The organism is Amycolatopsis sp. NBC_01480 (assembly GCF_036227205.1).
In the GTDB taxonomy this organism is placed as follows: Bacteria; Actinomycetota; Actinomycetes; order Mycobacteriales; family Pseudonocardiaceae; genus Amycolatopsis.
Window position 1 is genome coordinate 9,328,195 of sequence record NZ_CP109442.1, and the last position, 21,544, is coordinate 9,349,738.

Genomic DNA, 21,544 nt, shown 5'->3' on the forward strand with positions numbered 1-21,544 from the left:
GCGCTTCGGTCCACCGGTATCCGGCGAGGCGCCGGCGGTTGTCATCAACCTGCCACTAGACTAGTGAATGCACTGCCGTGTAAGCGAACAACGCGCCGCCGACACCGGCGGCGACGCTGACGACCACGTTCATCACCGCGGCGACGTACGCCTTGCGCTCGGCCAGGCGGAGCGTCTCGTAGCTGAACGTGCTGTACGTCGTCAGCGCGCCGCAGAACCCCGTGCCGGCGAAAGCGAGCACGGCCGACGGCAGGGCCGAGCCCGCGCCGGCCAGCGAGCCGAGGATGAGGCAGCCCACCAGGTTCACCGCGAAGGTGCCCCACGGGAACTCGGTCTCGTGGCGCGTCTGCACGGCACGGTCGGTGAGGTAGCGCAGCGGCGCGCCCAGCACGGCGCCCGCGAAGACCAGCAGCAGCGTCACGACCGCACCGTCCTTTCCGGACGGACGGCTCGGGTGAGCGCCACCCCCGCCAGCACGGCGAGCAACGCGGCCACCACCGTGCCACCGAGGTAACCGAACGCGAGCGGCACGGACCCCGGCTGCAGCAGCCCGCGCGTTTCGACCGCATAGGTGGAAAACGTGGTGAACCCGCCGAGGAAACCGACGCCGAGGAACGGCCGCGCGAGGCGGTGCACGGGACGGATCTCGGTGAGCACGACCATGAGCACACCGATCAGGAAACAGCCGGCGACGTTGGTCAGGAAGGTGCCCCAGGGAAAGCGTCCGGGCAGGGTCGGCAGTGCTGTGGCGAGGCCGTAGCGGGCCAGTGCGCCCAGGCCGCCGCCGAGCGCGATCACGGCGAGTACTGGGCCTTGGCCTTGGCGGAGTTCGCGGCGGTGGGACTGGACCCGGAGGTCGACGTCGGGGTCGATCGGCTCGGTCAGGTCAGGTTGATCGGGGTGGCCGGACCGGTTGTCCTGATCGGACCGGCTGTTCTGGTGGGACCGGCTGTTCTGGTGGGACACAGCGTCTCTCCTACTCCGCTTCGGGCACGGTTCGTCCCGGTTCGAGTAGGGACTGTTGGCGGCGATCGCCGCGGTTGTCCGGGAGTCCCGGAACGGCGAGCCCCACCGCCGTGCCGGGGACTATACCGTCAGGGCGCGGGGGTTCGCAGGGCGGTCAGCGCGGGCGCGAACATGGTGGCCTTGATCGCGCCGAGGGTGCCGCGGTCCTTGCCGGCGAGGTCGCGGACCACGGTGGTCGCCGTTTCGAGGAGTGTGGCTTCGTCGGCCGTCGCGTCGACCAGTCCCAGGTCACGGGCTTGCGGGCCGGCGAAACGCCGTCCGGTGGTCATCGACGCGATCGCGGCCGAGGGAGTCAGCTTGCCCTGCAGCAGCGCCGCCATGCCCGGGGTGAACGGGATGTTGATGTCGGCCTCGGGGAAGCAGAAGTAGCCGCGGTCGGCGCGCATCACGCGGAAGTCGTGGGCCATGGCGAACATCGCGCCGGCGCCGAAGGCATGCCCGTTGACGGCGGCGACCGTGGGCACCGGCAGCTCCAGCATCCGCGCGAGCACCTCCTGCACGTCCGCGACGTACTTGCCGGCCTCGTCGCCGTGGCTCATCAGCCATTCCAGGTCGAGGCCGTTGGAGTAGAACTTCCCCCCGCCGACCGTGACGAGCGCCGCGGCCTCGGACCCGGCCACGACGGTGTCAAGCAGGGAATTGGCCTCCTCCAGCCAATCCGGGGAGAACCGGTTCTCCCCGTCACCGAGGTTCAGGACGAAAACGGCTTCGTGACGGGAAAGCTCAGGCATGGCGGAGTCCTTTTCAGACGGTCGGATCGGGCTTGGGACGGGGTGGGCTCAGCCGGTGGACGCGCGCCGCGGGCGGTCCGGCGGTGGCAGGGCGAGGACGGCGCGTACGGCGGCGGCCAACCGTCGACGCGTTTCAGGCCCCGCCGCTCCGTACGCAGCGAGGTCACGCTTCAACAGGGCAGTCGGCAGGTCGACGACGCAGGTGGTGATCACCTCGACGGCCGCCCCGTCACCGCGCTGCCACAGCTCACGCGCCAGCCGGACGAGCAGCCGGACGAGCCGCTTGTCGAGGGCATGCAGGTCTTCCAGCACGTCCTCAGGCAGCTGCGGCCCGAGGATCCGATCGGGCGAAACAGTCAACATCAGCCGCGCCGCCTCCGGCCGCAGCTCCGCGACGACCGCGGACGTATCCGCAGCCGCCACCACAGCGGCGACAGCCGGGGAATCCGCAGCGCTGACGGCCCCGCCAACCACAGGCAACCCCGCCGCACCCACGACCCCGCCAACCAAAGGCAACGCCGCGGCACCCACGGCCTCGGCGGCAGCAGTCAGGTCCGCACCGCCCGCCACCCCCGCGGGAGCAGGCAAGCCCACACCGCCATCCGACGCCGCGAGTGGCCCGCCGCCGGCCAGGGCCTGCTCGACCAGCTGGGTCTGGACGTCGAGGAAATACCCGGCCCCGCGCAGCCACGCGCGGCCGATCAAGGCGGGCAGCGAGCCGAAGCTGTGGTAAATCGTGCTGTTCGGCACCCCGGCCGCGACCGCCAGGCCGCGCACAGTGACCTCCTCGGGGCCGACGTCGGCGATCAGCCGCTCGGCGACGTCCAGCAGCCGTTCGGGGTCGTGGATCCGCGGGCGGGGCATGAGCCCGAGAGTAACGGAACAAGTGCTCCACAACCACCGTGAAGCCGTTGCCGAACATCACCAGAACGCTCACGCCCGGCCCCAAGCGGAACCCGACTGAGCCCAGAGCGCCGAACCGCCTCAGTGGGCCACGAAAACGCAGTTGGCGCCGCTGCGGTCGGGCACGTCCGGGTCGTCCAGCCAGTGGCCGCCGGCGGCCAGGTAGCGGAAGTGCAGGGTCGCGCTGGGGCGGACTTCCACGGCGGCCGAGCGGGTGCCGTTGGAGCGCTTGCGCAGCAGGTGCCGGCCGGGCGACCAGCCGTTGAAGTCACCGACGACGCTGACGGGTCCGGGCGGGGCGTCCTGCGGGAGGACGAAGGTGACCTTCCTCGCCTCGCGGCCGTCCCGGACCGGGCTGGTCTTGATCACGCGCGCGATTCCTTTCGTGGGTGCGGCTCGCCGGTGAGCCATTCCGGTTGACCCGCAAAGGGTTCCACGCCCGCCCGCGCGCCGGCGCGTGAACCGCGCTCCCGTCCGGGTGAACCGGGCTCAGGCCCGGCGGCCGCGGACCTCCTTGACGGTCTTGTTCGGGAACCGCCGCTCCACATGGGACCCGGCCGGCGAGCCCGGGGTGACGTAGATCGTCTCCTCCTTGTCCTGCAACGGCCTCAGCACATCTCGCATGAACCCCTTGCGGTCCTCCAGGTACGGGCCGAGCACGTCCTCCCCCGCCGGGCACACGGCCATGCAGTACGCCGCCTTGTAGTTGGCCTTGAAGGAAAGGCTCTGCCACATCGACGCGTTCTCCGAATCGGTGACGCGCTCGCGGAAGTCCGAGCCGTCCGCGCTGTCCGCGACGGTCTCGACCCAGTCGGTGAAGCCGCCCATGAACTCGCGGTAGTTGTGCGTGGAGCAGGCCGCCCAGTCGAACTCGCCGGCCTTGCCGATCGCGCCGACCGGGCACGCGGCGACGCACAGCTTGCACTCCACGCACGGGTTGTAGTCCAGCGGCTCGCCGTACTCGCCCACCTCCGCGTCGACCAGGAGCGTGGCCAGCAGGACGAAGTTGCCGAACTTCGGGTGGATCACGTTGCGGTGGATGCCCATCACGCCGAGGCCCGCCGCGACCGCGACGGTCTTGTGCGCCACCACCCAGATCCGGCCCGGGTAGCGGTCCATCTCCATCGGGAAGGTGGCCGACGGGTTCAGCACCCGGTGCCCCGCGTCCTGCAGCGCGCGGGTGATGGCGCGCGCGGCCTCGTTGATGATCTCGCCACTGCGGTGGAACTCCTGGTTCGCGACGCTGCGGGCCGGCGTGCGCACGTTGTCCCGGTTCATCCGCACCACCAGCGAAATCAGGCTGCGGGTTCCGGGCAGGGCGCCGAGCACGTGCGGCCGCTCCCCCTCCAGGTCGGGGTGGTCGAGCGAGACGGCGGCGACGTCGTCGGCCCCGGCCTCCAGCGCCAGCTCCCGCAGCCAGGCCGTGTCGATCGGACCGGGCCTCGGCGGCGTCCCACGCTCCAGCACGGCGCGGACCGACGGGTGGCGGGCGAGCTTCGGCGGCAGGTCGGGCACACGGACTCCTCGGTCGGTCTGATTTTCCAACTGACTGTCTCACGTGCTGAGTCGTGTTTCAAGACCGGCTTGAGCGCCCCGGGCGTGGTGGACTCGTCGCATGGACGCCGACCGGGGCTGACTGCGGCGGCAGTGGGATTCCTACGCCCCGCGGTACGACCGCTCGATGGGTTTCGCCGAACGGCTGCAGTTCGGCGGCGGCCGGGAGCGGGTCTGCTCGCGCACGTCCGGCGCGGTGCTGGAAGTCGCGGTGGGCGCGGGCCGGAACCTGCCCGCCTACCCGCGGGAGTGCGGCTGACGGCGGTGGACCTGAGCCCGGCGATGCTCGCCCGGAGATGCACCGGCTTTTGCGGCCGGGCGGGCAGCTCGTGGCTGCTGGACCACGTCGGCAGCCACCACCGCGTTGTCCACTTCGGACAGAAGCTGCTGGAGCGCACCACGCTGCGGCGTCACAGCCCCTTTCGCACCGGATTGCGCAGCGTGCCGATCCCGTCGATGGTGATCACGACCTCGTCGCCCGCGCACAGGGTCACGTCGGGACCGGGGACGGCCGACGTGCCCGTCGCGAGGATGGCGCCACGCGGGAAAACCTCGGCGCGGTAAAGGAAAGCGGTCAGATCCGTGAGCTTGCGGTGCAGGCGGGCGGTGCTCGTCTCGCCCGACCACAGCAGCGCGCCGCCGCGGTGGATCTCCACCGAGATCGCCAGCCGGTACGGGTCCGGGACACCGGTGGCGAGCACGATCGAAGGGCCCGCCGCGCACGAGCCGTGGTACATCTTCGCCTGCGGCAGGTACAGCGGGTTGTCCCCTTCGATGCTGCGGGAGCTGACGTCGTTGACCACCGTGTAGCCGACGATCGCGCCCGCGGCGTTGCACACGACGCCCAGTTCCGGCTCCGGCACGTCCCAGGTCGAGTCCTCGCGCACGCCGATCGGACGGTCCGGGCCCACGACCCGCCAGCCGACGCTCTTGAAGAACAGCTCCGGCCGCTCCGCCTCGTACACCCGGGCGTAGAGGTCCGAAGACGTGCTGCTCTCCTCCATCCGCGCCTCGCGCGACACCTCGTACGTCACGCCCGCCGCCCACACCTCGGTGTCGTCGTCCACGGGCGCCAGCAAGGAATCCGGGGCCGGGGCCGTCCGCGCCGTGGCGGCCACGAGCACGTCCAGCCCGTCGGCTGGCATCGCCAGCAGCGAGCCCAGCGTGGTGCCGGACGGCAGCGGCCCGGCACCGGACCCGCCGGACACCCACCAGCCGGACGACGTCTTCACCAGCCGGGGCGCGGAAAGTTCCGGGTTCATGGCCTGCCTTTCGGGAGTCTCGGCAAGTCCGTCAAGGACTCCTTACCGGCGTCGGACGCGGGTAAGGAGTCCTTGACGGCACACGTCAGTGGGAATCGCGCGGCACGCCGGGCCCGCGGCGCCCGTGCAGGAAGTCGAAGTCCGCGCCCTGGTTCGCCTGCGTCACGTGCTCGGTGTACAGCCAGGTGTAGCCGCTCACGTACGGCGATTCGGGCCGCTCCCAAGCCTGGCGCCGCGCGGCCAGTTCCTCGTCGGAAACCTGCAGAGTCAACGTGCGCGCGGGGGTGTCCAGCGTGATCAGGTCGCCGGTCCGCACCAGCGCGAGCGGGCCGCCGACCGCGGACTCCGGGCTCACGTGCAGCACCACCGTGCCGTAGCCGGTGCCGGACATCCGGCCGTCGCAGATCCGCACCATGTCCGTGACGCCTTGGTTGAGCAGCTTCGCCGGCAGCGGCACGTTCGCCACCTCGGGCATGCCCGGGTAGCCCTTCGGGCCGGCGCCGCGGATCACCAGCACGGTATCCGGCGTGACGTCCAGGTCCGGGTCGTCAGCGGAGTGGTGGTAATCCTCGGCGGTTTCGAACACAAGGGCCGGGCCGGTGTGCGTGAGCAGCTCCGGCGACGCGGCGGACTGCTTGACCACCGCGCCGTCCGGGGCGAGGTTTCCGGTCAGCACCGCCGTGCCGGTGCCGGCGGGCTGGAACGGCGCGTCCACCGCCGTGATCACCTCGGGGTTCCAGCACTCGGCCCCGGAAACGTTGTCCGCCACCGGTTTCCCGGTCACGGTGAGCGCGCCGTCGTGGAGCAGCCCGGCTTCGGAGAGCTGCCGCATGACCACGGGCAGCCCGCCCGCGTAACAGAAGTCCTCCATCAGGAACCGGCCCGAGGGCATCAGGTCCAGCAGCGTCGGCACCACCCGGCCCAGCTCGTCGAAGTCGGCCATGGCCAGTGGCACGCCCACCCGCCCGGCGATCGCCAGCAGGTGGATGATCGCGTTGGTCGAGCCGCCGATGGCCGCGTTGACCCGGATCGCGTTCTCGAACGCTTCCCGGGTAAGGATTTTCGACGGCCGCAGCTCCTCCTCGACCATGGTCACGATCCGCCGTCCCGCGTCCTGGCCGGTCTCGAAGCGGCGCGCGTCCACCGCGGGCCAGGTGGCCGAGCCCGGCAGTTGCATGCCCAGCGCCTCGGCGAGGCAGGCCATGGTGGACGCGGTGCCCATCGTCATGCAGTGCCCGTTGGAGCGCGCCATGCAGCCCTCGGCGAAGAAGCACTCCTCCTGCGTCATCCGGCCGGCCTTGAGCTCCTCCTCGAACTTCCACACGTGGGTGCCGGAGCCGACGTCCTGGCCGCGGAACTTGCCGGTGAGCATCGGGCCGCCGGTCACCATCACCGCGGGCAGGTCGACGCTCGCCGCGCCCATCAGCATCGCCGGCGTGGTCTTGTCGCAACCCGAGAGCAGCACGACGCCGTCGAGCGGGTTGGCGCGGATCAGCTCCTCGACCTCCATCGCCATCAGGTTGCGGTAGAGCATCGCGGTAGGGCGCATGAGCGTCTCCCCGGTCGCCATGGTCGGGAAGGCCAGCGGGAAGCCGCCCGCCTGCCAGACCCCGCGCTTCACGGCTTCGGCGACGCGCCCGAGATGCGCGTTGCACGGCGCCAGCTCCGAAGCGCTGGTCGCGATCCCGATCACCGGGCGGCCGTCGAACACGTCCGGGCCGAAGCCCTGCGACCGCATCCAGGACCGGTAGATCATCCCCGCCCGGCCCGAGGCGCCGAACCACGCTGCACTGCGCTGTTGACCGATGCGACGTTCACCCATGCCCACCACGGTAAAGGACCGCGTGGCTGAAAAGTCGCTGAGAAGCCGGTCAAACGGGACACTCCTGGGGCCGCGCGCGCGTTGGACGGGATGAACGGCAACTTCGAGGAGCGTGTGTGATGAGCCTGATCGGAACGCTGGTCGGGTACGTCCTGACCCTGTTCATCCTGGTGCTCGTGGTGCGGATGGTGCTCGACTGGACGCGCCTGGTGACCACCGGCCCGGCCTGGCTCGGGCAGGCGAGGCGGCTGAGCCACCGCACCACCGAGCCGGTGATCGCCCCCGTGCGGCGGGTCTTGCGGCCGGTGCGCACGGGCGGGATCGCGATCGACCTCGCGTTCACCGTGGTGTTCTTCGCGGCGCTGATCCTGCGGTCGATCGCCTTCGCGCTGTAGGCGCTGCAGGCGCTACCGGTGCTCCGGCTCGCTCCCGGCCCCGACGCTCGACAACGCCTCGGTGCCCACCGGCGCCGAGGCGGCGCGGCGCCGGGCGCGGAACGCGGACAGCGCGTCGTAACCCGCCATCAGGAAGCGGTGCGCGGGCCGCTCCACCAGCCGGGTCAGCGCCCAGCCGAGCAGCACGCCGGTGACGAGCATCGCGACGGTCTGCGCGACGGTGTTCGCGCCCAGCGCGGAGAACCAGTGCAGCACCAGGTAGCCGATCGCCTGGTGCATCAGGAACACGCCGTAGGAGATCCCGGCGAACCACTGCACCGGCCGCCGCAGCCACTGCGGCACCACGCGGTCCCAGTCGGGCCCGGCCGCGACCAGGGAAACCACGGCGAAGCCGATCCCGACGCCGATCACCGAGCCCCAGTCCACGGCCAGCCCGCCCGGCGTCCAGACCGCGCTGTGCAGCGCGTGCGCGGCCAGGCAGACCGCTTCGAGCGCGAGGAAGTGCGCGGTCGAGATCCGCTTGGTGCACCACAGCCGGATCGCGACGCCGGCGACGAACAGGTGCCAGCGGTGGAAACCGAGTCCGTCGGCCATCGTGCGGTACCACTCGGGCGGCCCGCTGATCCGCCACGGCCACTGCGCGAGCGGCACGAGCAGCGCCAGCCACATCAGCACGCGCAGCCGCGCGCCGTGCCCCCAGCGGCTGCGGTACAGCAGCGCGGCGACCGTGAAGGCCATGAGCTGCAACGGAATCGTCCAGTGCGAGCCGTCGACGAACGGGAAGTCCGCGGGCTTCCAGTTCCACAGCATGAGCAGGTTGCCCACCAGGTCCCGCCATTCCGGGCGGAACCAGCCGGCCGGCGAGAGCAGCCGCAGGGCCGCGTAGATCACCACCACGGCGGCGAGGAACGGCGGCAGCAGCCGGGCGACGCGGCCCCACCAGTACCGGCCCAGCGGCCCGCGCCCGATCGTCACGCACGCGAAGTACGCCGAGATCACCAGCAGCAGGCTAGCCCCGACCTGGTACGGGAAGGTGAAGCCCCGGGCGCCCAGTTCCGGGTGGACGACCACGCTCATGTACGTCGCGTGGTAGATCAGCACCAGCGTCACACAGCCGGCGCGGACGAGGTCCCAGCTGATCTTCCGGTTCGCCGCGCGCGGTGCGGCGAAGGAGTGGATCTCGGGCACGCCGCTGAGCGTATCCGGTCGGTCACGCTCCGGGCGAGCCCGGTCGCCGATGCCGGGAAGCCGTTGGCCCGTCCCGCTTCCTGGTACGGCTACCGGCCGGGTGCCCGATCCGTGACACTCGTCCCGGTGATGCGCGTTTTGCCCCAGACCGCCCCGCCCGAGGCCGAGCCCACCGGCGCCGCCGTGCTGTACCGCGACGCGGAGGTCGCCCCGCTGCTGGGCTACCGGCCGCTGTTGCTGGACCTCGCCGTGCCCGCCGGACCGCCGCCGGGCCCGGGCTGGCCGGTGGTCGCGTTCGTGCATGGCGGCGCCTTCGCCGTCGGCTCGCCCAAACACGCCCCGCTCGGCCGGTATCTCGGCGAACGCCTGCTGGAAGCCGGATTCGCCGTCGCGAAGGTCCACTTCAGACACAGCCGCGAGGCCGTGTACCCGGCGCAGCTGCACGACGTGAAGGCGGCGGTGCGCTGGCTCCGCCACCACGCGGTCACCCTGGCGCTCGACCCGGGCCGGTTCAGCGCGTGGGGCCACGCGGCCGGCGGGCACCTGGCCGTGATGCTCGCCGTCACCGGCGACCGCCCGGACCTGGAAGGCGACGTCGGCGTCACCGGCCCGAGCAGCGCCGTGCAGGCCGCGGTCGCGTGGAGCCCGCCGTCGGACTTCGCCCGCCTGCCGCCCCCGCCGCCTGGTTCGCCGTTCCATCGGACCGGCGAGGACCCGCATGCGTGGCTGCTGGGCGCTTCCCCGTCCGCCCAACCGGCCCTGGCCGCGGCGGCCAGCCCGCTCACCCACGTCACCGCGGCCGCCGCCCCGCTGCTGGTCACCCACGGCACCGGCGACGACGCCGTCCCGATCGCCCAGAGTGAGTCCCTGGTCGCGGCCTACTGGCAGGCGGGCGCGGACGCGGAGTTCGCGTGGCTCGAGGACACCGGCCACGTCTACGGCCATCGCACCCGCGCGGCGATGACGACCGCGGGTATCGAGTTCTTGCGGAACCGGCTTGGGCCGGGCTGAGCACCACTCGCGCGGCGGCCTGGTCAGACGCTGGCGAGGTGCTCGTTCTCGACCGCGCTGCTGTAGTACGCGATCTTCATCCGGATGTGCTCCTGGTGCCCGCGCAGCCGGCCGATCTGGTCCTCGACCCGTTCCTCGTGCTCGCGCAGGACGGCGAGGCGTTCGGCGCGGGTGTCGTCGCCCTCGCGCAGGAGGCTGACGAAACGGAGCATCTCGGCGATCGGCATTTCGGTGTCGCGCAGGCAGCGCAGCAGGCTGAGGAATTCGAGGTCCTGATCGGTGAAGCGGCGGCGGCCGCCGGCCGTGCGGCCGACCTCGTGCAGCAGGCCGATCCGCTCGTAGTAGCGGAGCGTGTCGATGGAGAACCCGGTCCGGGCGGTGACTTCGGCTGGTGAGTAGGAGTCCACGTACCCACCCTCGCACCTGGAGCGCACTCCAGGTCAAGCACCGGGTCGGGCGAGCTCACTTCCCGGAGCGTCCCAGCCCCCGGTTCGGCGCTCCGCCTCCCGCACATTTCCGGCCAACCTGCGGTAGCGGCCTTCACCGGCTTGACCCGGACCGCACTCCGGGGTGTTCGCTCGAACCCATGACTACAGCGTTTACCGGACTGGCCGACCACCGGCCGCTGGGCCGCTCGGGCCTGCGCGTCTCGCCGCTGGCGCTGGGCGCGATGACCTTCGGCGACCACGCCCTCTGCTCCGACGACGACACCTCCCGCAAGGTCTTCCGCACCTACCTCGAAGCGGGCGGCAACTACGTCGACACCGCCGACAACTACAGCGCCGGGCGCAGCGAGGTCCTGGTCGGCGAGTTCCTGCGCGAGCTGCCCGACCGCGACGACCTCGTGCTCGCCACCAAGTACTCCGGCCCGCACTTCACCGCGGACGGGGTCGTGCGGAACCCCGCCCGGCGCAGCAACGGCCGCAAGAACATGATCGCCTCGCTGGAGGCGTCGCTGCGGCGGCTCGGCGTCGACCACGTCGACCTGTACTGGCTGCACATCTGGGACGGCTTCACCCCGGTCGAGGAGGTCGTGTCGGCGTTCGACGACCTGGTGCGCGCCGGCAAGGTCCGCGCGGTCGGGCTCAGCGACGTCCCCGCGTGGTACGCGACGAAGGCCGCGATGCTGGGCGGCCCGCCGATCACCGCGATGCAGCTGGAGTACTCGCTCGTGGAGCGCTCGATCGAGACCGAGCACGTGCCGCTGGCGCGGGAGTTCGGCATCGCCGTGCAGCCGTGGGGCGCGATCGGCGGCGGTTTCCTGTCCGGCAAGTACACCCGCGAAGCCTCAGCCGACGGCCGCCTCGCCGGCGAGGAGCACTCCGAACGGCGCTGGGCCGTCCTCGACGTCGTGCGCGAGATCGCCACGACAGCCGGCGGCACCCCGGCCCAGGTCGCGATGCACTGGGTCACCCGGCAACCGGCCATCGCCGGAACGCTCGTCGGCGCGCGCACTCCGGAGCAGCTCACGGACACCGTCGGCGCGCTGGCGCTCGACCTGCCCACCGAGCAACTGGACCGGCTGACCGAGGCGAGCAGCCCCGAACTTCCCTTCCCGCACAGCATCATCAAGCGCGTCAACGGCTGAGCCCGACCGGCACCGGCGGGGATCGGACCCGGTCCCCGCCGGTGCGCGGGCATCCCGCGCGAATGAAGGACGCGGCCGCGCTCAAGCCCGGCGCAGCAAGGCAAGCACCCCGTCCACCGCGCGATCAAACGAGGCGACGTCCCCGGCTGCCTTCGCGAGGACATACCCGCCTTGCAGCACAGCGACAATCGTCGCCGCCGTCGCGACCGGGTCCAGCTCCGCGCCGAACTCCCCCTGGTCGCGCCCCTCGGCAAGAACCCCGGCCAGCCGTTCGCGCAGCCACTCGAAGGTCTCACCCAGCGGCGCGCGCAACGCCGGGTCCGCCATCACGTCCGGGTCCTGCGTGAGCCGTCCGACGGGGCAGCCCTTCAGCACGTCACGCTCGCGCCGCAGGTACGCCGTGATCCGCTCGAGTGCCGGGCCCGGCCCGGCCAGTTGCCGCTCCGCCTCGGCGCGCAGTTCGCTCGCGGTGCGCTCGATCGCCGTCCGCGCGAGGTCCGGCTTGCCGCGGAAGTGGTGGTACATGCTGCCCTGCCCGGCGCCGGCGCGCTCCTGGATCACCTTCGGGCTGGTGCCGACGTAGCCCCGTTCCCACAGCAGTTCCCGGGTGCTTTCGATCAGCCGTTCCGACGCGTCCACGCGCAAAACCGTACATACCAGTAGGTACAGGCGGCAACCCTACCCGGTGCCGTCCGCGGCCGGCCCGCTGAGACGGACAAAAACCAACTATGTTCGCGAATTTTCAGAATACGACTTACGTAGGTACCCGGGCCACGAGCCTGTCTGGTCTGCTCGGAAATGCACCTTTCCGGTCCCGAAGGGAGATGTTCATGCAGGTAGACGGACGTTCACTGGCCCGACGCGCGGCGCTGGCCCTCGCCGCGGCCGCGGCTTTCGCGGTCGTCGCCGCGCCCGGCGCCTCGGCCGGCGCGGGGCCACTGATCGTCGGCGGCTCGCCGACCACCATCGACGACTTCCCGGCCACCGTCATCTTCAACGTCGACGGCGCCCAGCACTGCGCGGGCACCCTGGTCGCGAAGAACAAGGTGCTCACCGCCGCGCACTGCACCGACGGGGTCAAGGCCGCGCAGATGGAGATCATCGGCGGCCAGACCAACTTCAGCGACACGACCGGCGAGAAGGCCGGCGTGAGCGACGTCTGGCAGAACCCCGCGTTCGACATGAACGGCATGCAGCACGACAACTCCGTGCTGACACTGGACAAGGACCTGCCGTACAAGCCGGCGACGCTCGTGCAATCGGCGGACGACGCGGCGTACAAGGCGGGCGCCGACGTCACCGTGGTCGGCTGGGGCACCACCTCGGAGGGCGGCGACGTCTCCGACCAGCTGCTCAAGGTGAACGTGCCGGTGGTGGACAACAACACCTGCGCGGACGACTACAGCAAGTCCGGCTCGAACTACGACAAGGCGTCGATGTTCTGCGCGGGCGTGCCCGAGGGCGGCAAGGACTCCTGCCAGGGCGACTCCGGCGGCCCGGCCTACGTCGACGGCAAGCTCGCCGGCATCGTGTCCTGGGGCCAGGGCTGCGCGCGCAAGGACTTCCCCGGCGTGTACACCAACGTGGGCAACGACTACGCCACGATCAGCTCCCACATCGGCTGAGCCGGCGACGACAGCGGCCCGGGTGCTTCCGCCCGGGCCGCTGTCGTTTTCCGCCAAAGCCGAACGGGAGCATGCGCGGATATGTCATGATCTGGACACATGACCACGAATCGCGCATCGGAGACACCATGTCCGCCCACATGGACGAGCTGATCGCCCAGTTCCGCACCTTCCAGGCGAAAACACAGCAGGCCGAGACCCGGTTCGACGGGGTCGCCGACATGCAGGAGCAGATCGCCCAGGTCCGTACGTCCGTGACCGCGCCGGACGGCACCGTGACGGTCGTCGCCGGGGCCGGTGGGACCGTCACCGATGTCCAGCTCTCCCCGGAAGCCCTGCGCCTCGACCCGGCGCGGCTGTCCGCGACGATCATGAGCACCCTGCGCCAGGCCGTGGCCGGCGCCGTGCAGCAGCAGGCCGGGATCGTGGACGAGGCCTTCGGCGACACCCTCGGCGTCGACATCTCGGCGCAGGTCCGCGAGGCGCAGGCCGAGGCGTTCGGAACCACCGCGGACGAACCCGCGTCACAGCAGCAATCGCCGCCACAGCAGGCATCCCGGCCCGGCCGCGGCGCCGGCCGGGACGACGACGACTACTTCGACGACAACTCGTTCCTCCGCCGCTGACCGCTCCGACCGAGGGAATTCCGCGATGCCAGACGGAATACAGACGAACATCGACGCGATCGCCGAGTACACCCGCCAGCTGCCGTACTACGAGCAGGAAGCGGGAAAGTTCGGCGCCAAGATCGACGCCGCCGACGTGGGCGACCAGTCGTGGGGGGTGATCGGCATCTTCGCCAAGCAGGGCTACACCGACCACCTCGCCGACCTGCGCTCGCTGCTGACCGACCTGAAGGACGGCGTGGACGCGCTGACCACCAAGCTCGGCACCGCCGCGCAGATGTACCAGGGCGCCGAAGACGCCGGGAAGATCACCTTCGGCCAGTACGAGGCGGAGATCGACGCTGTGGGGAAGCCGTGACCGAGAAGAAGAGCATCGCCGACACCCTGAACGTGTCGGCCTACGACGAGAGCACGGGCGCGAACGTCGACCGCGGGCTGAGCGCCGCGCCGGTGGTCGGCACCCTGTACGACTCCGGCAAGTCGATCGCCGGGCACGCCCAGCAGGCCGCCCAGGCGGACAGCCCGGGCGAACTGGCGTCCGCGGGCGCCGCGCTGGTCGGCGACGGGGCGTCGTTCGTCGGCGCCGCCGCCGGCGACATGGTCACCTTCGCCATGGACCCGATCGGCTGGCTGGTCAGCCACGGGCTCAACATGCTGCTGGAGCTGGTCCAGCCGCTGCAGGACGCACTGCACCAGGTCACCGGCGACGGCCCGGCGATCGGGCACGCGTCGGAGAACTTCACCACGATCGCGCAGGGCTTCGTCGCGCTCGCCGAGGACTTCGAGCGGACCGGCGACACCGCGCTGGCCGACTGGGTCGACGACGCCGGGAACGCGGCGAAGGAAGCGCTCGGCGACTTCTCCTCCGGCATCCGCGGGGTCGGCTCGGCCGCCGGCACGGTGGCCGAGGTGCTGCAGATGTGGTCGATGGTCATGGTGGTCATCGAGGAGGTGATCAAGGCGATCATCACCGAGCTGGTCTCCTGGCTGATCACCCTGTGGCTGCCCGCGCTGGCCGCCTCGGTGATCAGCTTCGGCGGCTCGGTCGCCGCGGCGATGACCGCGTCGATCGCCAAGGCCGCCAGCGTGCTGGGAAAGGTCACCCGCTACCTCGGCAAGTTCGGCAAGCTGCTCGACACCTTCATGGAATTTCTCGGCAAGATCGCCGGGAAGATGGCGGTGTTCACCAGGAAGCTGCGCGTCGGGGTGATGCCCGGGGAGACCAAGTTCGGGCTCGGCGCGGCCGCGCAGGGCTTCCAGCCGAGCAACCGGATGCTCTCCACCATGTTCGGCACCTCGGTCGGGGCCGGCCCGCTGGTCGCGGGGGCGAGCGTCAAAGCCGGGATCGGCGCCGGGAAGGCGCTGGCCGGCGAGGGCAAGGAAGCGGTCAGCGCCGAAGGAGACACACCGTGGTTCGACAAGAGCGAAATCGGCGGGGAGCAGAGCCCGGAGCAGACCCACAAGAACCTGGACGTCTAGCCGCCGACCCGGGCGAGCTGGCCGAGCAGGCGCCCACCGACACACGTCGCCGGGCCGGGCAGAAGATCTTCGCCCACCAAGAGCGCCTGGACGCCAAGACGGCCGAGCTGATGGTCCGTCCCGGGTTCCGGGAGCGGGTCGAGGCGCTGATGCGGGACCAGTGGCGCGAGCCGGTCATCGTGGTGCGCCTGCAAGAGGACGGCCTGGGCTTCGACGTGCCCGGACGGCGTGAGGACGGGACGGTCAAAGGGAAGCGGCTGATCCGGCGGTTCTTCTGGAACATCCTGCGCGGCATCGGCGTCGCCGTGGCCTACGTCTTCTACCTCGCGTACAGCTCAGGCAGCGGTGGTGGGAAATCGGGTAGCCGGCGGGCCGCCGTCACCGGGCCTGCCGACGCGATGGCGCTCGGCCTGCTCGACCGGATCCGGGCGGCGGACGGGCCGTGGCTGGTGTTCTCGCCCTCACACGTCGCGCTGGTCGACACCGGCTCGACGCAAAGCGACCCTGCCCACGCTCCCCCGCCGGAAATCCTTTGGCAGGCCAGCACTCCGCAGGAAGTCGAGGTCAACCTCCGGCGCCGCAAGCTGACCTGGCCGGACGGGTCGGTTTTCGCCTTCCCGCTGCACAACCGCGGCGAGGAGCAGCACCTGCGGGGTTACCTCGAAGCCCCGGACACCGTGCACTGGACCAAAAGCTCGTGAGTGTTCATGACGGTTCTAACCGTCATGAACACTCACGAGTCGTTCAGCCGGCCGAGGACATCCCGCCGTCGATGGTGACCACCGTGCCGCTGATGTAGGAGGCGCGGTCCGACGCCAGGAAGGCGATCAGGTCGGCCACCTCGCGCGGCTCGGCGACGCGGCCCGACGGCAGGGCGGCCATTCCGGCCGCGAAGTCGGCGTTCGCCGCGGCCATGGCGGTGATCCGCTCGGTCGCGACCGGGCCCGGGTTGACGCCGACCACGCGGATGTTGTCCCGCGGGCCGGAGCCGCCCAGTGCCTTGGTGAACGCCATCAGGGCGGCGTTCCCGGCGCTGCCCGCGATGTAGCCGGCGGTGGGCCGCTCGCCCGCGGCGCCGATGTCGTTGACGATCACGCCGTGGCCGCGCTCGCGCATCCGCGCGTAGACGAGCCGGGTGAGGTCGACGTAGCCGTAGACCTTGAGGTCCCAGCCGTGCCGCCACGCGTCGGCGCCGACCTGGTCGAGCGAGCCGGCCGGGATGTCGCCGGCGTTGTTGACCAGGATGTCGGCGTCCGCGGCGGCTTCGGCGAGCCGTTCGAGGTCCGCGGGCACCCGCAGGTCGACCGCGTGCACGGTGACCTCGACGCCGTGCGCCTCCCGCAGCCGCGCGGCGAGGCCTTCCAGCGCGTCCGCGCCCCGCGCCGCGAGGCGCAGGTGACAGCCCTCCCCCGCCAGCACCTCGGCGACGGCGGCGCCGATCCCCTTCGACGCGCCGGTGACCAGCGCGCGCTTGCCCTTGAGACCCAGGTCCATGGAAGTCCTCACTTTTTCGCTACCAGCCTGCGAAATCGAGGCTACTCACTTTTGATCATGGCCAGGGACTCCGACCAGAGCCGGGCGGCGTGCTCCGAGTCCAGGGCGTACCCGGCACCGCCCCGCCGTACGCCGGGGCGGTGCGCCACGGCCACCTGGCAGTCCTCGAAATACTGGCCCGTGACGCCCTCGACGAGCGGAGAAGCGGCCAGCAGCACCGACGTGGCGGCACCCTGCTGGGCGTTCTTCCACGAGACGTCCGAGCTTCCCGGATCGAACGACGCGGGCGCGGCGGCGATGTCACCGACGTGCCGGCCGAGCGCGGTCTCGGTGATCCGGCCGGGGTTCAGCGCGTTGACGGCGATTCCCTCGGCGCGCCAACGCTTCGCGGCCTCGACGGCGAACAGGATGTTGGCCGTTTTCGACTGGCCGTACGCCACCCACCGGTCGTACGGACGCCGGTGGAAGTGGATGTCGGTGAAGTCGACGTCGGCGTTCACGTGGCCGACGGAGCTGACCGAGACCACTCGCGCGGCCCCGGCGGACGTGAGCGCGCCGTGCAGCCCGGTGGCCAGGGCGAAATGGCCGAGGTGGTTGGTGGCGAACTGCAGTTCCCAGCCTTCGAGCGTGCGCAGCTCCGGCGTCGCCATCACGCCGGCGTTGTTGACCAGAATGTCGAGTGGCCCGGTCCAGCCGGCCACGAACTCCGCGACCGACACCCGGTCGGCCAGGTCCAGCCGGGCCACCCGCGCGCCGATCTCAGCGGCGACGCGCTCGCCCGCGGCGACATCGCGGACGGCCAGGGTGACCTCGGCGCCCGCGCCCGCCAGGGCCCGCGCGGTCTCGGCGCCGAGACCGGACGCGCCGCCGGTGACCACCGCGCGCCGTCCGGTGAGGTCGAGGCCCGCGACGACCTCCGCGGCCGTCGACGTGGCGCCGAAGGGAATGGTGACGGACATGAGGGCCTCGCTCCCGCAACGGGACCCGGACAACCGGAGCCGGGTCCGCTTACCTTCAGCATAAGCGGACCCGGCTCCGGTTGACTACTCGTGAGACGCGGCTCTCAGCCCGCCGGCCCGGCGCCGCGAGAACCAGGAGCCGATCAGCGCGGGCAGTGAAGGCCCGCCGCGCAAGCACCAGAGCGCGATCACCGGGTCGCAGATCGCGCAGCCGGACGACGAGTGCGCGAACGCCGGGATGATCGGCGCGCCGCGCAGGTGATGCAGCACGTCCCAGCCCGCGTGCAGCAGCCAGGCGATGCCGATCCAGGTCCACGACTCCAGCCCGCGGTACGCGCAATAGGTGACCGCGGCCGTGAACACGAACTCCCACGGCCCGAACGTCCCGCTGCTGAGATAGGCGGCACCGGCCCCCGCGACCATGATCGCGTTGAACCGGCGCCGCGAGGGTTCGCGGATCAGGGACATGACCGTTGCGTAGAGGACACCGATCAGCACCGGCGCGAGAACATCCATGCCCGGGGACGCTAATCGCGGCCCGAGCGCGGCGGAACGGACCGGGCTGCCACCTTTCACGCAGTTCTCGCCACCGTGAAACCCTTGGTGCGGAAGGGACTCAGGGCAGCAGGTTCTCACGGCAGCGCGTCGAGGAACGGCCGGTGCGCGTCCTGGAACGCCCAGCCGTAGTAGTGGTCCCAGTTGATCGACCAGGTCATCAGCCCGCGCAGGGCCGGCTGGGCGCCGCCGCGCAGGGTGTAGCCGCCGCAGCCGGAGTTCTTGACCAGGCAGGTCACCGCGGTCTGGGCGTCGGCCGGGGCGATGAAGCCGTTGCCCGCGCTGACCGCGGCCGGCAGGCCCACCGCGATCTGGTCGTCCCGCAGGCCGGCGAACGTCTTCCCGGTGTCCCCCACCGGGAAGCCCGCCTTGAGCATGTCCGCCATGGCGATCGGGAAGTCCGCGCCGCCCATGGTGTGGTACTGGTTGTCCAGGCCCATGATCGGGCCGGAGTTGTAGTCCTGGACGTGCAGCACGGTCAGCGAATCGCGCAGCGCGTCGATCACGGGCAGGAACGCGCCGCGGCGGGTGTCGCCGCCGTTGCTGCCGCCGCCGTAGAACTGGTAGCCGGTCTGGACGAGGAACGTCTCGGGCGCCATGGTGAGCACGAATTCGCTGCCGTAGTGGGATTTCAGCGACTTCAGCGCGGAGATCAGGTTGACCACCACAGGCGTGGTCGGGTGCTGGAAGTCGGTGTCGCCGGCGTCGAGGGTCAGGGAGTGGCCCTCGAAGTCGACGTCCAGGCCGTCGAGGCCGTACTTGTCGATGATCGCCGAAACGGAGCTGACGAACGCGTCGCGCGCGGCCGTGGTGGTCAGCTGCACCTGGCCGTTGGCGCCGCCGATGGAGATCAGCACCTTCTTGCCCTGCGCCTGCTTCGCGCGGATGGCCGCGATGAAGTCGGCGTCGCTCTCCACGCCCGCGCATTCCGAGGCGGGACAACGGTTGAACTGGATCTCCCCGGACGTCGGCGAGGTCGGCTCCCCGAACGCGAGGTCGATGACGTCCCAGGCATCCGGCACGTCGGCGAGCTTCACGTACCCCGAGCCGTTCGCGAAGCTCGCGTGCAGATAGCCGATCAGCGAGTGCTTGGGCAGGCCCGCCGCCCCGGCGGCCCCGGGCACGGCCACCACCCCGGCCAGGGCCACGGCCAGTGCGGCGAGGAAAACGGACAGTCGGGAACGCCTCATGACGGGCCTCCGGTGTCGGCGGGGATCCCTCATTGTCTGGACCACTGTGGGAAATGTCCAGACCATTCGGCGAAGCGGCCGGAATTCGCCACGCCCCGGGGGTCCGGCGACGGCTCCGACCTGGCGCCCCGACCGCCGGCCTGGTGGGCCGGAGACCCCACGGCGCCTGTTAGCCCGGCCTGACGTGCGAGCCCGCGGCGGCCGGTAGCCCCGGATGCCCGGCCCCGACGTGCGGGTCCAGCGCATCCGGAGCACCCCCAGTACCCGGCAAGCCGCAGTGCTCAGCCGAACTGGCCGACCTGGTACTCCCCCGCGGGCTGGCGCACGATGACGTTGAGCCGGTTGAAGGTGTTGATCAAGGCGATGAGCGAGACCAGCGCGCCGAGCTGCTCGTCGTCGTAGTGCTTGGCCGCGTTGGCCCAGACCTCGTCCGGGACGCCACCGGCCGCGTCGGCGATCCGGGTGCCTTCCTCGGCCAGCTCCAGCGCGGCGCGCTCGGCCTCGGTGAACACGGTGGCCTCGCGCCAGGCCGCGACGAGGTTGAGGCGCGTCGAGGTCTCGCCGGAGTGGGCCGCGTCCTTGGTGTGCATGTCGGTGCAGAAACCGCAGCCGTTGATCTGGCTGGCGCGGATCTCCACCAGCGCCCGCGTTTCGGCGGGCAGGGCCGAGTCCACGACCGCCTTCGACGCGTCGAGCAGCGGCTTCAGGAAACTGGCCGTGCCCGGGTTGGTGAACAGGTTGAGACGAGCATCCATGGTGAACTCCCCATGTCGTGACCGGTGTGTACGCCTCCTTGACGAACCGGCCGCACGAGATGTGACAGCACCGGGTGTGACCCGCGTCTCGCGGGGCTCACTGTCCAGGATGGACGGTCAGGCGCACGTCTTCGGCCAGGCGGTACGGCCGGCTGTCGACGATCCCGCCCAGCAGCCGGCGCAGGCGGGAGACCTCCGCGCGGACCGTCACGAGGTGCTCGGCGTCGCCGTGCAAGGCCCGGCTCAGCGCCTCGGCGGACAGCCCTTGATGGCCCGCTTTCCCCAGCAGCACCAGGATTTCCGCGTGACGCCGGGTGACCGGGCGCCGCCAGCCGGTCTCGCCGGCCCGCAGGCTCAGCACCGGCGTGCGGCCCAGGTCCAGGTCCAGCACCACCGGCCGGGCGGACCCGGCCGGGCGGACCAGCCAGCCGTCGCCGAACGGCTCGGGCAGGCAGGCGCCGAGGCCGGGCACGGCGAGCACCTGGCCGGGCCGGGGCGCGGCGATCCGCTCGCCCACCGCGACCCCCGCGCTGTGCGCGACCCAGCCGTCGGCGTCCACCAGCAGGGCCGGGCCGGCGGCCAGCACCGGCTCCCCCGCCCGCCGCAGCCGTTCCAGGCGGCGGCGGTGCGAATGCCACAGCTGCGATTCCGCCAGCCGCCGGCCGGTCTCCACCAGCGCGCCGACCGCCGGGTGCAGGGTCAGGGCCGGGCCGCTGACGTCGATCACGCCGAGCAGCTCACCGGTGCGCGGGTCGTGGATCGGCGACGCCGTGCAGTACCAGGGGTGCTGGTTCTGCTCGAAGTGCTCACCGGCCAGCAGCTCGACCGGGGCGGCCTCGGCAAGCGCGGTGCCGATCGCGTTCGTGCCCACCCGGGCCTCGGTCCACTCCGCGCCCTCGGCGAACCCCAGCGCGTCCGCACCACGGCGGACGGCCGAAGATCCTTCCCGCCACAGGATTACGCCATCCGAGTCCGTGACGACCAGGAGCATGTGGCCGGCGTCGGACATCGCGCCGATGACCTGCCGGAGGTCGCCGATCACGTGCCGCAGCGGCGAGGAGTGCCGGCGGCGCGCGACCTCGGCCTCGGGCACGGAGTCCCGCTCGTTCATGCTGTCGGCGGCCAGGCCGAGGCCCAGCACCCGGGACCACGAGCGCGAGACGAGCGGACGCGGGCGCACCGGCGGGCGTCCGCCGCCGATCACCGCCTCGTGCATCCGCACCAGGTCACGGGCGTGGGCGGGCAGGCTGCGGCCCGGGGGAACCGCGCTGTGCACAGCCAAAGCCCACCTCCCGCGCCGGCGTTCCAGCATAGGTCGCCGCCGGCCCCGGCACCAACGAGCGCCGGCGTGCAACTCGCTGCAACCCTTGCCGCCGGGCCG

General features: G+C 71.5%; 26 protein-coding genes. 9 read left to right on the top strand and 17 right to left on the bottom strand.

Annotation, left to right across the window (positions count from 1 at the left end; translation table 11 throughout):
• Positions 1-55: 55 nt before the first annotated feature.
• The 6 genes from crcB (OG371_RS43485) to OG371_RS43510 all read right to left on the bottom strand — a co-directional run bounded on the left by crcB (OG371_RS43485) (position 56) and on the right by OG371_RS43510 (position 4,175).
• Positions 56-421, bottom strand: a complete 366-nt coding sequence (crcB, locus tag OG371_RS43485) for a fluoride efflux transporter CrcB (protein WP_329062980.1) — start codon at positions 419-421, stop codon at positions 56-58.
• On the bottom strand, positions 418-966 hold the full coding sequence (crcB, locus tag OG371_RS43490; protein ID WP_329062982.1) for a fluoride efflux transporter CrcB: 549 nt from the start codon (positions 964-966) through the stop codon (positions 418-420). The genes crcB (OG371_RS43485) and crcB (OG371_RS43490) overlap by 4 nt, the downstream gene beginning before the upstream one ends.
• Before the next feature lie 128 nt (positions 967-1,094).
• Positions 1,095-1,757 carry an enoyl-CoA hydratase/isomerase family protein gene (locus OG371_RS43495; RefSeq protein WP_329062985.1) on the bottom strand — a complete coding sequence of 221 codons (663 nt, stop codon included), beginning with the start codon at positions 1,755-1,757 and terminating at the stop codon, positions 1,095-1,097.
• A 48-nt stretch (positions 1,758-1,805) separates the two neighbouring features.
• The gene (locus tag OG371_RS43500) at positions 1,806-2,621 is read right to left on the bottom strand and encodes a TetR/AcrR family transcriptional regulator (RefSeq protein WP_329062987.1); all 816 of its coding nucleotides are present in this window, start codon (positions 2,619-2,621) and stop codon (positions 1,806-1,808) included.
• Positions 2,622-2,741: 120 nt separating this feature from the next.
• Positions 2,742-3,029 carry an isoamylase early set domain-containing protein gene (locus OG371_RS43505; protein ID WP_329062989.1) on the bottom strand — a complete coding sequence of 96 codons (288 nt, stop codon included), beginning with the start codon at positions 3,027-3,029 and terminating at the stop codon, positions 2,742-2,744.
• A gap of 120 nt (positions 3,030-3,149) precedes the next feature.
• Complete coding sequence (locus OG371_RS43510; protein WP_329062991.1) at positions 3,150-4,175, bottom strand: epoxyqueuosine reductase; 1,026 nt, start codon at positions 4,173-4,175, stop codon at positions 3,150-3,152.
• A gap of 166 nt (positions 4,176-4,341) precedes the next feature.
• Between OG371_RS43510 and OG371_RS43515 the strand changes: the two genes are divergently transcribed.
• Positions 4,342-4,473 (top strand): hypothetical protein, encoded by a 132-nt coding sequence (locus OG371_RS43515; protein WP_329062993.1) that lies wholly within the window; start codon positions 4,342-4,344, stop codon positions 4,471-4,473.
• A 151-nt stretch (positions 4,474-4,624) separates the two neighbouring features.
• Here OG371_RS43515 and OG371_RS43520 read toward each other — a convergent pair whose 3' ends face one another.
• On the bottom strand, positions 4,625-5,476 hold the full coding sequence (locus OG371_RS43520) for a fumarylacetoacetate hydrolase family protein (RefSeq protein ID WP_329062995.1): 852 nt from the start codon (positions 5,474-5,476) through the stop codon (positions 4,625-4,627).
• A gap of 85 nt (positions 5,477-5,561) precedes the next feature.
• Positions 5,562-7,298, bottom strand: coding sequence for an IlvD/Edd family dehydratase (locus tag OG371_RS43525; RefSeq protein WP_329062996.1), 1,737 nt, complete (start codon positions 7,296-7,298; stop codon positions 5,562-5,564).
• Positions 7,299-7,417: 119 nt separating this feature from the next.
• Between OG371_RS43525 and OG371_RS43530 the strand changes: the two genes are divergently transcribed.
• Positions 7,418-7,693, top strand: a complete 276-nt coding sequence (locus tag OG371_RS43530; RefSeq protein ID WP_329062999.1) for a YggT family protein — start codon at positions 7,418-7,420, stop codon at positions 7,691-7,693.
• A 12-nt stretch (positions 7,694-7,705) separates the two neighbouring features.
• On the opposite strand, the gene OG371_RS43535 is transcribed toward OG371_RS43530, so the two are convergent.
• On the bottom strand, positions 7,706-8,881 hold the full coding sequence (locus OG371_RS43535; RefSeq protein ID WP_329063000.1) for an acyltransferase family protein: 1,176 nt from the start codon (positions 8,879-8,881) through the stop codon (positions 7,706-7,708).
• 129 nt (positions 8,882-9,010) lie between these two features.
• On the opposite strand from OG371_RS43535, the gene OG371_RS43540 reads away from it, so the two are divergent.
• The gene (locus OG371_RS43540; protein WP_329063002.1) at positions 9,011-9,892 is read left to right on the top strand and encodes an alpha/beta hydrolase; all 882 of its coding nucleotides are present in this window, start codon (positions 9,011-9,013) and stop codon (positions 9,890-9,892) included.
• A 23-nt stretch (positions 9,893-9,915) separates the two neighbouring features.
• Here the strand turns inward: OG371_RS43540 and OG371_RS43545 are convergent, their stop codons facing one another.
• Complete coding sequence (locus OG371_RS43545) at positions 9,916-10,299, bottom strand: MerR family transcriptional regulator (RefSeq protein ID WP_329063004.1); 384 nt, start codon at positions 10,297-10,299, stop codon at positions 9,916-9,918.
• Positions 10,300-10,478: 179 nt separating this feature from the next.
• Here OG371_RS43545 and OG371_RS43550 point away from each other — a divergent pair, with 179 nt between their 5' ends.
• Positions 10,479-11,480, top strand: coding sequence for an aldo/keto reductase (locus OG371_RS43550; RefSeq protein ID WP_329063005.1), 1,002 nt, complete (start codon positions 10,479-10,481; stop codon positions 11,478-11,480).
• 81 nt (positions 11,481-11,561) lie between these two features.
• Here the strand turns inward: OG371_RS43550 and OG371_RS43555 are convergent, their stop codons facing one another.
• Complete coding sequence (locus tag OG371_RS43555; protein ID WP_329063007.1) at positions 11,562-12,119, bottom strand: TetR/AcrR family transcriptional regulator; 558 nt, start codon at positions 12,117-12,119, stop codon at positions 11,562-11,564.
• Between the two features lie 191 nt (positions 12,120-12,310).
• Between OG371_RS43555 and OG371_RS43560 the strand changes: the two genes are divergently transcribed.
• From OG371_RS43560 to OG371_RS43580, 5 genes are all read left to right on the top strand, one after another.
• On the top strand, positions 12,311-13,105 hold the full coding sequence (locus OG371_RS43560) for a S1 family peptidase (RefSeq protein ID WP_329063009.1): 795 nt from the start codon (positions 12,311-12,313) through the stop codon (positions 13,103-13,105).
• 128 nt (positions 13,106-13,233) lie between these two features.
• Positions 13,234-13,731 carry a YbaB/EbfC family nucleoid-associated protein gene (locus tag OG371_RS43565; protein WP_329073418.1) on the top strand — a complete coding sequence of 166 codons (498 nt, stop codon included), beginning with the start codon at positions 13,234-13,236 and terminating at the stop codon, positions 13,729-13,731.
• Between the two features lie 25 nt (positions 13,732-13,756).
• A complete protein-coding gene (locus OG371_RS43570) occupies positions 13,757-14,089 on the top strand; it encodes a hypothetical protein (protein ID WP_329063010.1) in 333 nt (110 codons plus the stop codon).
• Positions 14,086-15,210: a hypothetical protein gene (locus OG371_RS43575; RefSeq protein WP_329063012.1), complete on the top strand. Its 1,125-nt coding sequence runs from the start codon at positions 14,086-14,088 to the stop codon at positions 15,208-15,210. Before OG371_RS43570 ends, OG371_RS43575 begins: the two co-directional genes overlap by 4 nt.
• On the top strand, positions 15,141-15,911 hold the full coding sequence (locus OG371_RS43580) for a hypothetical protein (RefSeq protein ID WP_329063013.1): 771 nt from the start codon (positions 15,141-15,143) through the stop codon (positions 15,909-15,911). The genes OG371_RS43575 and OG371_RS43580 overlap by 70 nt, the downstream gene beginning before the upstream one ends.
• A gap of 43 nt (positions 15,912-15,954) precedes the next feature.
• Here the strand turns inward: OG371_RS43580 and OG371_RS43585 are convergent, their stop codons facing one another.
• From OG371_RS43585 to OG371_RS43610, 6 genes are all read right to left on the bottom strand, one after another.
• Positions 15,955-16,704: a short-chain dehydrogenase/reductase gene (locus OG371_RS43585; protein ID WP_329063014.1), complete on the bottom strand. Its 750-nt coding sequence runs from the start codon at positions 16,702-16,704 to the stop codon at positions 15,955-15,957.
• A gap of 41 nt (positions 16,705-16,745) precedes the next feature.
• Positions 16,746-17,663 carry an SDR family NAD(P)-dependent oxidoreductase gene (locus OG371_RS43590; protein ID WP_329063015.1) on the bottom strand — a complete coding sequence of 306 codons (918 nt, stop codon included), beginning with the start codon at positions 17,661-17,663 and terminating at the stop codon, positions 16,746-16,748.
• A gap of 84 nt (positions 17,664-17,747) precedes the next feature.
• Positions 17,748-18,179, bottom strand: coding sequence for a DUF6010 family protein (locus tag OG371_RS43595; protein WP_329063016.1), 432 nt, complete (start codon positions 18,177-18,179; stop codon positions 17,748-17,750).
• Between the two features lie 116 nt (positions 18,180-18,295).
• Complete coding sequence (locus OG371_RS43600) at positions 18,296-19,408, bottom strand: chitinase (RefSeq protein WP_329063018.1); 1,113 nt, start codon at positions 19,406-19,408, stop codon at positions 18,296-18,298.
• 281 nt (positions 19,409-19,689) lie between these two features.
• Entirely contained in the window at positions 19,690-20,163 is a 474-nt protein-coding gene (locus OG371_RS43605; protein ID WP_329063021.1) for a carboxymuconolactone decarboxylase family protein, read from the bottom strand.
• A gap of 97 nt (positions 20,164-20,260) precedes the next feature.
• A complete protein-coding gene (locus tag OG371_RS43610) occupies positions 20,261-21,445 on the bottom strand; it encodes a transcriptional regulator (RefSeq protein ID WP_329063023.1) in 1,185 nt (394 codons plus the stop codon).
• Positions 21,446-21,544: the final 99 nt, after the last annotated feature.

Bases quoted from the DNA above. Each gene is read 5' to 3' on its own strand.
- OG371_RS43495 (WP_329062985.1), bottom strand. From the start codon at position 1,757: ATGCCTGAGCTTTCCCGTCACGAAGCCGTTTTCGTCCTGAACCTCGGT.
- OG371_RS43500 (WP_329062987.1), bottom strand. From the start codon at position 2,621: ATGCCCCGCCCGCGGATCCACGACCCCGAACGGCTGCTGGACGTCGCC.
- OG371_RS43515 (WP_329062993.1), top strand. From the start codon at position 4,342: ATGGGTTTCGCCGAACGGCTGCAGTTCGGCGGCGGCCGGGAGCGGGTC.
- OG371_RS43520 (WP_329062995.1), bottom strand. From the start codon at position 5,476: ATGAACCCGGAACTTTCCGCGCCCCGGCTGGTGAAGACGTCGTCCGGC.
- OG371_RS43525 (WP_329062996.1), bottom strand. From the start codon at position 7,298: ATGGGTGAACGTCGCATCGGTCAACAGCGCAGTGCAGCGTGGTTCGGC.
- OG371_RS43530 (WP_329062999.1), top strand. From the start codon at position 7,418: ATGAGCCTGATCGGAACGCTGGTCGGGTACGTCCTGACCCTGTTCATC.
- OG371_RS43540 (WP_329063002.1), top strand. From the start codon at position 9,011: ATGCGCGTTTTGCCCCAGACCGCCCCGCCCGAGGCCGAGCCCACCGGC.
- OG371_RS43550 (WP_329063005.1), top strand. From the start codon at position 10,479: ATGACTACAGCGTTTACCGGACTGGCCGACCACCGGCCGCTGGGCCGC.
- OG371_RS43560 (WP_329063009.1), top strand. From the start codon at position 12,311: ATGCAGGTAGACGGACGTTCACTGGCCCGACGCGCGGCGCTGGCCCTC.
- OG371_RS43565 (WP_329073418.1), top strand. From the start codon at position 13,234: ATGTCCGCCCACATGGACGAGCTGATCGCCCAGTTCCGCACCTTCCAG.
- OG371_RS43570 (WP_329063010.1), top strand. From the start codon at position 13,757: ATGCCAGACGGAATACAGACGAACATCGACGCGATCGCCGAGTACACC.
- OG371_RS43585 (WP_329063014.1), bottom strand. From the start codon at position 16,704: ATGGACCTGGGTCTCAAGGGCAAGCGCGCGCTGGTCACCGGCGCGTCG.
- OG371_RS43590 (WP_329063015.1), bottom strand. From the start codon at position 17,663: ATGTCCGTCACCATTCCCTTCGGCGCCACGTCGACGGCCGCGGAGGTC.
- OG371_RS43595 (WP_329063016.1), bottom strand. From the start codon at position 18,179: ATGGATGTTCTCGCGCCGGTGCTGATCGGTGTCCTCTACGCAACGGTC.
- OG371_RS43600 (WP_329063018.1), bottom strand. From the start codon at position 19,408: ATGAGGCGTTCCCGACTGTCCGTTTTCCTCGCCGCACTGGCCGTGGCC.
- OG371_RS43605 (WP_329063021.1), bottom strand. From the start codon at position 20,163: ATGGATGCTCGTCTCAACCTGTTCACCAACCCGGGCACGGCCAGTTTC.